Source organism: Streptococcus mitis SK597 (assembly GCF_000148545.1).
GTDB classification, from domain to species: domain Bacteria; phylum Bacillota; class Bacilli; order Lactobacillales; family Streptococcaceae; genus Streptococcus; species Streptococcus mitis_C.
On record NZ_AEDV01000066.1, the window covers coordinates 1 to 11,116 of the forward strand.

Here is an 11,116-nt window from a genome sequence, read left to right on the forward strand (position 1 = left end):
GACAGCGTTTATGAATTCTTGACAAGAGGATTTGTATATCATCAGATAAACCATAGATTGTCAGTAGGCTTTCTATGGTTTGTTTGCTTGAGAGAAATAGTAAAAGGAGAACAGAATGAAAGCATACACAGAGCGTGTATTTGGAAATGTTGAGGGCAAGGATGTCTTGGCCTATCGATTTGAGACAGACAGTGGCTACCAGCTTGAGGTTATGACTTATGGTGCGACCATCTTGCGCTATGTCACACCTGACAAGGCTGGAAATTTTGCTAATGTTATCTTGGGATTTGATGACTTTGACAGCTATGTAGGCAATAGTCCTAAGCATGGAGCGAGCGTCGGTCCAGTAGCAGGGCGTATTGCAGGTGCGAGTTTTGAATTAAATGGCAAGACCTATGACCTTGAAGTCAACAATGCTAGCAACTGTAACCATAGTGGTTCAACTGGTTGGGATTCCAGCTTGTTTGAACTAGTTGAAGTGAGCGACCATGGCTTGACCCTCTACACAGAGCGGACAGATGGGACAGGAGGATTTCCTGGAAATCTTAAGATTTGGATCAGTTATCACTTGGAAGAAACTGGTGCCTATGAAATCAGCTACAAGGTAACGACCGATCAGGATACGCTGGTCAATCCGACCAACCACAGCTATTTCAACTTGTCTGGTGATTTCACAAAGACGATTGACCGCCATGTCTTCCAACTAAACACAGAGGGCATTTATCCAATCGCTCCCGACGGTGTTCCAGCCAAAACTCCAGATGCTGATCGTGATGTGGTCAAACACATCTACAATGGTGCCTTATTGAAAGACATCTTTGCAGAAGAAGATGAGCAAATCCAGCTGGTATCTGGCTTGGACCATCCATTTGCCCTTCCTGCAGGTCATGATAATGCTGGTTTCCTTTATGACCAAAACTCAGGTCGCTTCCTGCTTTTCAAGACAGAGGCTCCTTGCTTTGTGCTCTACACAGCAAACTTTGTGGATGAAAGTGTCATCATAGGAGGTCGGCCAATGCTACAGCACAATGGGATTGCCCTTGAAGCGCAAGCTTTACCAGATGCTATTCACAGTGACCTCAAAGACCAAGTCATTCTCAAAGCCGGTCAAACCTTCACCAGTAAGACACGTTATGAGCTTGTTGTGAAATAAAGGATGAAGATTCTACTTTTCGGGGTGAGTTTTATTTACCTCATGACATTAGTAGAAATGGGCAAATAGTAGGGGAATATGATATAATCTAATAGTGAAAATACCTGTCCTATCTAGAGGATAAAAGGAGAAAAAGATGAAGAAAATTGTATTTGCTAGCGCCTTGGCTTTGACCTTGGCTGGAGCAGTTTTGACAACTGATGTTTTTGCTAATGACAGATTGGTGGCAACACAATCTGCTGATGGCAGAAATGAAAATGTTTTGAGTTCAGAGGTGCTAAAACCTTCTAGTGGCAACGTTTTGGTTGGAATCAAGGGAGAATTTTTGACTCCAAATAAACAATCTATTTTGGACGCGATTAATAAGATTCGTAAGGAAGCAGCTGATGAAGGTTTGGTAGATAAGTATGTCCCTATTAAATGGTCTACTGATCTTGAGAAGACTGCTTTTGTACGCGCTACTGAGGTATCAGTAGCTCTGAAACCTGAGCGTCTTTCTACAAAAGAAATCTGGACTGCTTTTCCATCTAGTAATAGTATAAGAGGAGAAGCTTTAGATGTGAACTATGAAGGTTTTCTAAAAGCAATTGAAAACTGGCACGCTGAGAAGGCGAATTATGTAGCGAAAAAGAAGGGTGGAACATCTAAAGAATTTACAGGTTATTATGAGGTTTTGATCAATTCTAAATTTACCTATGTGGGTCTTGCGGCCTTTAGAAACGCAGCCAGCTCTCAGCAAGTAGCAACGATTTCTTTAGCTTTAGGTGATGATGCTTCTTCAGAGGAATTGGCTGGTGGATATGGTTCTGCTATTCAGTATACAGAAGTGACTGCCTCAAACCTTTCAACTGTTAAAAGTAAAGCTACAGTTGTAGAAAAATCGTTGAAAGATTTTAGAACATCTACATCTAGTCAGTCTGGCTGGGTACAATCTAATGGTAAATGGTATTTTTATGAGTCTGGTGATGTGAAGACAGGCTGGGTGAAAACGGGTGGCAAATGGTACTACTTGAATGATTTAGGTGTCATGCAGACTGGATTTGTAGAAGTTGATGGTGCATGGTATTTCCTTGATAGTTCAGGCGCGATGTTTACAGGCTGGGGAACAGATGGTAGCAGATGGTTCTACTTTGATGGCTCAGGAGCTATGAAGACAGGCTGGTACAAGGAAAATGGTACTTGGTATTATCTTGATCAATCAGGTGTCATGAAGACAGGTTGGTTTAAAGTAGGTCAACACTGGTACTATGCAAATGGTTCAGGCGCTTTGGCTGTTAGCACAACAACACCAGATGGTTACCGTGTAAATGCTAATGGTGAATGGGTAAGCTAGGATGAACATGCGGACTGAGAGGTAAGTTATCCGTCTCACTAGCAACAAGAATGAACGATAAGAAAGAGGTTGATAGCGAACATTGACCTCTTTTGTAGTTTGGATAGTGGACTGATTTTAGAAGAGTATAAATTTTCCCACAATAAAAGCATGATAGTAAGTGTTTAAAAACGTTGCTATCATGCCTTTGTCATAGATTGCGCTTATGATTTTTCTTCTCACATTGAGTGTTTATCCAGTTTCTTTTAGAGATTCTAATCTACAAATTCTTTCTCTTCTTGGCATTCTTAGTCAGGGAAATCTGGTAAGTATCCTGTTCTTTAGTGAGGTAATGGATGACTTGAAAATCATCGGTTTGAGCCTTGAAATCCACTTCGTAGACAGTGGTGACCTGTTCTCCATCATTGCTGGTATCAATCGAGATAAGATCTAACTCAGTACAGAATTGTGCCAGTCCAGATTGGATAGTTTGGAGTTTCTTATCTTGGTTGGCAATTGTGATGGTTAATAGTCTACGACGTTGGTGATTGCTCTTGCTTTGTTGCTTTTCCAAAAGAAGCCATACTGCTAAGATAAAGACAGTGAAGAGAATAGCTAGAGCTAGGTAGCCTGTCCCTGCTGCCAGCCCGATAATCATGGCAAGGAAAATAGCAATTAGTTCCCGTGAACCACTGGTAGCTGAACGGAAACGAATGAGGCTAAAGGTTCCTGCAACGGCGATAGAGGTTCCTAGGCTGCCATTTACCAGAAAGATGACCAAGGTCATCAAGCAGGGGAGTAGGGTCAAACTAACCGCAAATTCCCGCGTATAGAGGGTACGGTGTTTGTAGGCCCAGGTCAGAGCCAAACCTAAAATCAGGCTGACAAAGAGAGCTAGAAAGAGCTGGATAGGGTCTGCAGTGGCAGTTGTATCGTTGAAAATAGAATTAAAAAGATTAGACATAAGTAGTACCTACACTTTCTGTGCTTGGTCGTGGGCTATAGTCCAGCCCCTGAGACTTGTGGTAGGCGCAGCTGTATTTTGAAAATTTCTGCTCTACCAGTCCATATTGGTCGAGAATATCTTGTAGCCATTGGGGTTTTCTACCTGGAGCTTTAATTTCCATGATGACAATGTCCTCGTTTAGTAGAGGGAAACCGTCCTTTCCTGAAAATAAACTGACATTATCATCACGATAGGTTAGATTTTGGTCAATGGTGACACGAATTTTATTGTAGGGAAATCCGCTAATTTCTTTCTTTTCTTTGAGAGAAAAACGGTCGTAGTATATATACATACGAGGGATGATGGCTTGCTGATATTCCTCTTGGAGTTGCTGGATTTTTTCAATCATCATTTGGTCCTTGATGCTGTTATCCAGCTGTCCTTTGGTCATAAACTGGGTGATAGACTGGGGAGTCGATAAGAGACGATGTTTTCGTCCGACACCAGCTCTGTCCTTAGATTTGATTTCTAAAAATACCTGACTATCAGGCTGGACTTGACTGAGATAGGTTCGCATCCGAATCTTTTCTTTACGCTTAGTACCTTGACCATCCTCCTGAATCATATCAAATTGCTCTGTATCAAAGTAGATGTTAGAAATGGTTGATGTTGGATAATCATCCTCGACGAGGTATGTTTTTAAGTCTTCTATTAAATTAGCCAAGTCAGTCTTGGCAACGACATATTTGGTTTCAATTCGTTTAAAGCTTGTTTTAATTGGTTTCATAAATCCTGTCTCCTTTATCAAACTATTTCAGTACACTATCTTATTAGCAGATGGGTGTGTCTGGGCAAGTTGCACTTGCTTGTGACTAGTCTAGGGAACTTTCCTAAAACTTTTGTTAAAGATAACTTAACTGAAACTGAATTTAAGAAAACTTTCAGAAAAAGTTCAGATTTTTTTCAGATTTCCCCTGTAAACTAAGCTCAAGCTAAATGAAGGCGAGGAAAAAAGTATGAAATCAAAAAAATGGGCTCTAATCTTAACCAGTTTAACAGCTTTGACTTTGATGACAGCTTGTGGGCAGTCAACGACCAAGTCAAGTACAACTGCAGCGGCAGATACCACTGCCATCACAACTTCAGCTAAAAATAGTCAATCTTCTTATTTTACAGAAAAGGACTACGATACATCTTATGATGAAAATACAGCCTCTAAGATTGAATTGTCAGGCTCATCTGCAAGTGTCTCTGGAGACGGTGTGACAGTTTCTGGTTCAACAGTGACTATCTCAAAAGCAGGTACCTATGTCATCTCTGGTCAGTCTGACGGAGTGCAAATTCAAATTGCAGCTGATAAGTCTGATGATGTGAAACTTGTTCTCAAAGGCGCAACCATGACTAATACAGATGCGGCTATTTCGGCTACAAGCGCAGGTCATGTCTACCTCACTCTAGCAGAGGGAACCACCAACAGTCTCTCTGACTCAAGCTCTAACAGTGATGAAAAGGCAAATGCCGCTCTCTTTTCTAAGGTTGATTTGACCATCAATGGCTCAGGAACTCTCAATGTGGATGGCAAGAAAAGCAATGCTATTAAGGCAAATGATACGCTTCACATCACGGGCGGAACCTTTAATATCACATCAGTTGGCGATGCCTTTAATGTCAATGATGAACTTAATGTCACTGGTGCGACCATGACGATCGATGCCAAGGAAGATGGTGTCAAAGTTGACAATGATGACGATATGACTGTCGGAAATATGTATTTGGCGAACAATACCATAACAGTCACAGCAGGCGATGACGGCATTCACGCTTCTGGCAACCTAGTGATTGATAGTGGTACTTACACAGTCAAGAATGCGACTGAAGGAATTGAAGGGAAATCCATTACGATCAATGGTGGCGATATCAATGTCTACTCGACAGATGATGGAGTCAATGCAGCCAATAAAAATGCCCAGCAAAGTGACATTTACTTTACCATGACAGGTGGAAATCTAACTGTAGAAGTCGGTCAAGGGGATACAGATCCAATTGACTCAAACGGGAATATCACAGTCACAGGCGGAACCATTAAATTGATAGGACAATCAGGCTTTGACTTTGATGGAACAGCAACCTACACAGGTGGGGATATCTACATCAACGGCGAAAAACAAACAGATATTGTCAATTCTATGCCTGGAGGCGGAGGTCCTGGCGGTCCAGCCCCTGGCGGACGAGGATAAACAGAAACGAGGCTGGGCAAGAAGTCTTTGAAATCAGAAAAGCGCATAGTATCAGATCTTGAGAAACATTGGTACTATGCGTTTTATTGTGGGGAGATTTACTTCATTTTCTCCTGAAGTCGACTTTTTACCCAACATCGTTTTGTCCTGCTATTTGAGTTGTTCTACTTGACTCCAAGTAAAAAAGGAGTATAATGTTGTAATAAATAAAGTTACAATAAAAAGAACAAAGGAGAAATAGATGACCTACGCATACAATAGTAAGATTTATTTGGCAGAAGCCGTTTTAAATGTTAAGGATTTGGCAAGTCAGACTGCCTTCTATCATCAGATTCTAGGCTTGGAAATCCTTTCTCAGACAGAATCTGAAAGTATTTTAGGAGCTGGTGGAAAGGCTTTGGTTCATTTACTGAAAACAGACAGGCTAGAGGAGGGGCAAGAACACTATGGTCTCTATCACCTAGCTATCCTTTTACCAAGTCGTGAGGATTTGGCAAATCTGTTTAAGCATATAGCAGAGCTACAAATTCAGCTAGTCGGTGGGGCGGATCATGGCTACAGTGAAGCAATCTATCTGGAAGATTTAGAAGGGAATGGGATTGAAATTTATCGGGATAAGCCTGTAGAGGACTGGGATATTCGTGAGGATGGGCACATTGTCGGAGTGACCGAAGCCTTATCTGCTCAAGAAATATATGAGATGGGACGTAAAGTAGAACCTTTTGAGATAGCCTCTACTACGCGCATGGGGCATATCCATCTTTCTGTCAAGGATAGTCAAGTAGCAAGCCGGTTTTATCAAAAGGTTTTAGGACTAGAGGATAAATTTAGTCTACCTAGCGCTAGTTGGATTGCGTCTGGGGATTATCATCATCATTTAGCGGTCAACGAGTGGGGAGGAAAAAGGCTAACCAGACGTGAACAAGGTTTACCCGGTTTGGCCTACTATGTCATTGAAGTCGCAAGCAAAGAAGAACTTCTAGCAATTGCCGAAAGAGGACAGGAAGTTGAGGCGCCTATCAAGTGGCTGACATCAACTCAGTTAGAAGTGATAGACCCAGATGGAATCGTGACGCGTATCCGCTTAGCAAGCTAGACAGTATGTGATGGAAATTAGAGTATAAATTGTAGAAAGTGCTCCTTATCCTAGTCAGATATGTAGAAATTTTGATATGATAGTAGGGAATAAGGAGAAGAATGCAATGACCAGTGAATACCAGAAAATGATAGCAGGAGAGGTTTACCGTCCATCGGACCCAGAATTGCGGGCCTTGGCTCAGGCTTCTCGCCAAAAACAGGCTGTCTTTAACCGAGAAGAAGATCCCTTAAAGGGAGCTGGAATCATTAAGGCTTGGTTTGGTTCGACTGGGCAAAATCTATATGTCAATCCACGTCTGGTGGTCGATTATGGAGTCAATATCCATCTAGGGGAAAATTTTTATTCTAATTGGAACTTGACCATGCTGGATGTTTGTCCGATTCGTATTGGAGACAATGCCATGATTGGTCCCAACTGTCAGTTCTTGACCCCCCTCCATCCGCTGGATCCACATGAGCGCAATTCAGGTATTGAGTACGGTAAGCCTATCACAATCGGAGACAATTTCTGGGCTGGTGGTGGCGTCATTGTACTGCCTGGAGTCACACTTGGAAATAATGTCGTCGCAGGAGCAGGGGCCGTGATTACCAAGTCCTTTGGGGACAATGTTGTATTAGGTGGCAACCCTGCGCGCGTGATTAAGGAGATACCTGTGAAATAGAAGTAGAAAGGAACAGCGGGTGTTGTTTCTTTTCTGTCATTCCCTTGTTCTTCTATAATGGAGAAAAAGGGAGTGGAGATAAAAACTTCTTCTATATTTTTTACCCAACCCACATTTACTTACTCTATATCTTAGCAAGTCTGCTTCATTGATCAATTTTAAATCATCTTGTAACTGGGATGCTTTTTGATGCAAGAAGTACTAGTGTAGGAGAGAGTTTTTGTGGATGACTCGATGATGTCAATGATTTTTTCTATTTATTTTCAGTCAAAGATGATACAATAGTAAGGTCGCAAACACTAGACTGCGCAGGCAGGAGGTGATCTTATGTGCGTTTTCATCGAACTTGTCTTGCTACCTATTCTTGCTGGTACACTAGCGAATGTCTTATCGGAGTGGCTTATCCGATTTGTAGCAAGCAAATGCGACAAGAAAAAGAAATAGCCTGAGCGCCTTGAGCAAGCGCAAAAAAACACCACTGGCGGCAACCGGTGGTGTTTTCTTATGTGCTTATTTCATCGAACTTTTAAGCAAGTCCATTGTACCATTAAAAAGAGTCTCTGTCAAAAATATTGTTATTGTATTGTTTCTCTCCTCAGTTCATCAGCCCCTCCTTGACACTCGGTCAATTTTTGATACAATAGTACAAAATTAGAGGAGGCAGGCTATGATTCAGAAACATGCGATTCCTATTTTAGAGTTTGATGACAATCCTCAGGCGGTCATCATGCCTGATCACGAGGGGTTGGATTTGCACTTTCCCAAGAAGTGTGTCTATGCTTTTTTAGGTGAGGAGATTGACCGCTATGCGAGGGAAGTAGGGGCGGATTGTGTCAGAGAATTCCTTTCTGCCACCAAGACCTATCCAGTCTATGTCGTGAACTACAAAGGCGAGGAAATTTGTCTGGCTCAGGCTCCTGTCGGTTCAGCTCCAGCATCCCAGTTTATGGATTGGTTGATTGGCTATGGTGTGGAGCAGATTATTTCCACCGGTACCTGTGGTGTGCTGGCTGATATAGAGGAAAATGCCTTTCTAGTCCCTGTTCGGGCTCTACGAGATGAAGGAGCCAGTTATCATTATGTGGCACCTTCTCGTTATATGGAAATTCAGCCAGAGGCTATTGCTGCTATTGAGCTAGTGTTGGAAGCCAGAGGGATTCCCTATGAAGAAGTCATGACCTGGACGACAGACGGTTTTTACCGAGAAACGGCTGAAAAGGTGGCTTATCGAAAGGAAGAAGGTTGTGCTGTTGTGGAGATGGAGTGTTCTGCGCTTGCGGCAGTAGCCCAACTGCGTGGCGTTCTCTGGGGAGAGTTGTTGTTCACAGCTGATTCCTTAGCTGACTTGGATCAGTACGATAGTCGTGACTGGGGTTCAGAAGCTTTCGAGAAGGCCTTGGAACTCTGTCTTGAGATAACTTCTCAGATCTAGCTACTCTTCTTCTTTTTATGGTACAATGGATGTATGTTATTCAAATTATTTGTTAAAAAAATTGAAAGGGCCTTGGGCGGACTTTCGCCAGCTCGTCGCATCTTTTTAAGTTTCGCTGGAGTTATTCTTATAGGCTCTCTCTTATTAAGTTTGCCTTTTGTCCAGGCGAGTGGTTCGCAGGCTACTTATTTTGACCATCTCTTTACGACGGTGTCTATGGTCTGTGTAACTGGCCTTTTTACGCAACCAGTGGCTACTACCTATAATGTCTGGGGGCAGTTGATTTGTATGCTTTTGATACAGATTGGTGGTCTGGGGCTCATGACTTTTATCGGGATTTTTTATATCCAAGGCAAGCAAAAGCTTAGTCTGCGTAGTCGTGAAACCATACAGGAGAGTTTTAGTTATGGGGAAAGTAAGTCTTTGAAGTCTTTTATGCGTTCCATCTTTTTGACGACTTTTCTGGTGGAGGGCTTGGGTGCCTTCCTACTAAGTTTTCGTTTTATTCCTGAGTTTGGCTGGGGACGAGGCATTTTTACCTCTATCTTTTTAGCTATTTCAGCCTTTTGTAATGCTGGTTTTGATAATTTCGGTAGCAGCAGTTTAGTGGATTTTCAGACGGATCCCTTGATCAATCTAGTCATTGCTGGCTTGATTATCACAGGTGGTCTTGGCTTTATGGTCTGGTTTGACTTGGCAACCCAGTTTGATAAGAAGAAAAAACGCCGTCTGAGGTTCCACACTAAGCTGGTTCTCTTCTTGACTGCAGGGATCTTGCTGTTTGGGACAGTATCCACACTCTTTACGGAGTGGCACAATCCTGGAACAATTGGCAATCTCAGCGCTCCAGAGAAAGTGCTGGTTAGTTTTTTCCAAACCGTCAGCATGAGAACGGCTGGTTTTGCCTCTATTGACTACACCCAAGCTCGGCCTGTGACCTTGTTTATCTATATCCTACAGATGTTTCTGGGTGGGGCTCCTGGAGGGACGGCTGGGGGGCTCAAGATTACGACTTTCTTTGTCTTGTTGGTCTTTGCGCGTAGTGAATTGCTGGGCTTACCTCATGCTAATGTTGCGCAGAGAACCATTGAGGCTCGAACAGTCCAAAAATCCTTTAGTGTCTTCATTATCTTTTTGATGACCTTCTTGTTGGGCTTGATGTTGTTGGGAATTACAGCAGAAGGAACACCGCGATTTATCTACCTCATGTTTGAGACCATTTCAGCTCTTGCGACAGTTGGGGTAACGGCAAATCTGACACCAGAATTGGGCAAGCTAGCTCTCAGCATTGTCATGGTGCTCATGTTTATCGGCCGTATCGGTCCCTTGACCTTGCTGGTTAGTCTAGCGGATTACCAGCCAGATAAGAAAGATTTGATTCAGTATATGAAAGCAGATATTAGTATTGGATAAGAAAGGAAGAACGATGTCAGATCGTACGATTGGAATTTTAGGTTTGGGGATTTTCGGGAGTAGTGTCCTGACGGCCCTAGCTAAGCAAGATATGAATATCATTGCCATTGACGACCACGCCGAGCGCATCAATCAATTTGAGCCTGTTTTGGCGCGTGGAGTTGTAGGCGATATCACAGATGAGGAACTCCTCAGAACTGCAGGAATTGATACCTGTGATACGGTTGTAGTGGCAACAGGGGAAAATCTAGAGTCGAGTGTGCTTGCAGTTATGCATTGTAAGAGTTTGGGGGTACCAAGGGTTATTGCCAAGGTCAAAAGCCAGACAGCCAAGAAGGTTCTGGAAAAAATCGGTGCTGACTCGGTGATTTCACCTGAGTATGAAATGGGGCAGTCTCTAGCGCAGACCATTCTCTTTCATAACAATGTTGATGTCTTTCAGCTGGATAAAAATGTGTCTATCGTGGAGATGAAGATTCCTAGTGTCTGGGCTGGTCAAAGCCTGAGCCAGCTGGATCTACGTGGCAAATACAACCTCAATGTCCTAGGATTTCGTGAACAAGAAAATTCACCCTTGGATGTCCAGTTTGGACCTAATGACCTCTTGAAAGCAGATGCCTATATCTTGGCGGTCATTAACAACCAGTATCTAGATGACTTGGCAGAATTAAATTCGTAAGGAGGGGGGATCCCCTCTTTTTTGATGTCCAAGATAGGAAATAGAGTCAGAAACCCTTGTATTCCAGTAAAAGTCCTTCAAAAACTGGACTTTATGGTAGAATAGAAAGAAGTGACAAGAGAGAGTAATACTCTTCGAAAATCTCTTCAAACCACGTCAACGTCGCCTTGCCGTAGGTATAAGT

Annotated in this window: 10 protein-coding genes and 1 pseudogene; 9 read left to right on the top strand and 2 right to left on the bottom strand. The window is 42.7% G+C overall.

Annotated features, from left to right (window positions below):
• The first annotated feature begins 115 nt into the window (after positions 1-115).
• Together SMSK597_RS09235 and SMSK597_RS09240 are read left to right on the top strand one after the other, a co-directional pair.
• The gene (locus SMSK597_RS09235) at positions 116-1,153 is read left to right on the top strand and encodes an aldose epimerase family protein (protein WP_000649439.1); all 1,038 of its coding nucleotides are present in this window, start codon (positions 116-118) and stop codon (positions 1,151-1,153) included.
• A gap of 136 nt (positions 1,154-1,289) precedes the next feature.
• Complete coding sequence (locus SMSK597_RS09240; RefSeq protein WP_000724615.1) at positions 1,290-2,486, top strand: CAP domain-containing protein; 1,197 nt, start codon at positions 1,290-1,292, stop codon at positions 2,484-2,486.
• Between the two features lie 259 nt (positions 2,487-2,745).
• Here the strand turns inward: SMSK597_RS09240 and SMSK597_RS0102750 are convergent, their stop codons facing one another.
• Together SMSK597_RS0102750 and SMSK597_RS09245 are read right to left on the bottom strand one after the other, a co-directional pair.
• Positions 2,746-3,429 (bottom strand): DUF4956 domain-containing protein, encoded by a 684-nt coding sequence (locus SMSK597_RS0102750; protein ID WP_000067205.1) that lies wholly within the window; start codon positions 3,427-3,429, stop codon positions 2,746-2,748.
• Complete coding sequence (locus tag SMSK597_RS09245; RefSeq protein ID WP_000802619.1) at positions 3,422-4,198, bottom strand: polyphosphate polymerase domain-containing protein; 777 nt, start codon at positions 4,196-4,198, stop codon at positions 3,422-3,424. Before SMSK597_RS09245 ends, SMSK597_RS0102750 begins: the two co-directional genes overlap by 8 nt.
• A gap of 229 nt (positions 4,199-4,427) precedes the next feature.
• Here SMSK597_RS09245 and SMSK597_RS09250 point away from each other — a divergent pair, with 229 nt between their 5' ends.
• The 7 genes and pseudogenes from SMSK597_RS09250 to SMSK597_RS09270 all read left to right on the top strand — a co-directional run bounded on the left by SMSK597_RS09250 (position 4,428) and on the right by SMSK597_RS09270 (position 10,932).
• Positions 4,428-5,648 carry a carbohydrate-binding domain-containing protein gene (locus tag SMSK597_RS09250; protein WP_000837339.1) on the top strand — a complete coding sequence of 407 codons (1,221 nt, stop codon included), beginning with the start codon at positions 4,428-4,430 and terminating at the stop codon, positions 5,646-5,648.
• 241 nt (positions 5,649-5,889) lie between these two features.
• Positions 5,890-6,744, top strand: coding sequence for a VOC family protein (locus tag SMSK597_RS09255; protein ID WP_000220441.1), 855 nt, complete (start codon positions 5,890-5,892; stop codon positions 6,742-6,744).
• Between the two features lie 106 nt (positions 6,745-6,850).
• Positions 6,851-7,408, top strand: a complete 558-nt coding sequence (locus tag SMSK597_RS09260; protein WP_000200259.1) for a sugar O-acetyltransferase — start codon at positions 6,851-6,853, stop codon at positions 7,406-7,408.
• 29 nt (positions 7,409-7,437) lie between these two features.
• Positions 7,438-7,560, top strand: a pseudogene (locus tag SMSK597_RS14135) (TraX family protein); the annotation flags it as partial.
• A gap of 515 nt (positions 7,561-8,075) precedes the next feature.
• Positions 8,076-8,840, top strand: coding sequence for a nucleoside phosphorylase (locus SMSK597_RS0102760; RefSeq protein ID WP_000614977.1), 765 nt, complete (start codon positions 8,076-8,078; stop codon positions 8,838-8,840).
• 33 nt (positions 8,841-8,873) lie between these two features.
• Complete coding sequence (locus SMSK597_RS09265; protein ID WP_000897711.1) at positions 8,874-10,253, top strand: TrkH family potassium uptake protein; 1,380 nt, start codon at positions 8,874-8,876, stop codon at positions 10,251-10,253.
• A 13-nt stretch (positions 10,254-10,266) separates the two neighbouring features.
• The gene (locus SMSK597_RS09270; RefSeq protein ID WP_001283909.1) at positions 10,267-10,932 is read left to right on the top strand and encodes a potassium channel family protein; all 666 of its coding nucleotides are present in this window, start codon (positions 10,267-10,269) and stop codon (positions 10,930-10,932) included.
• The last annotated feature ends 184 nt before the right edge of the window (positions 10,933-11,116 follow it).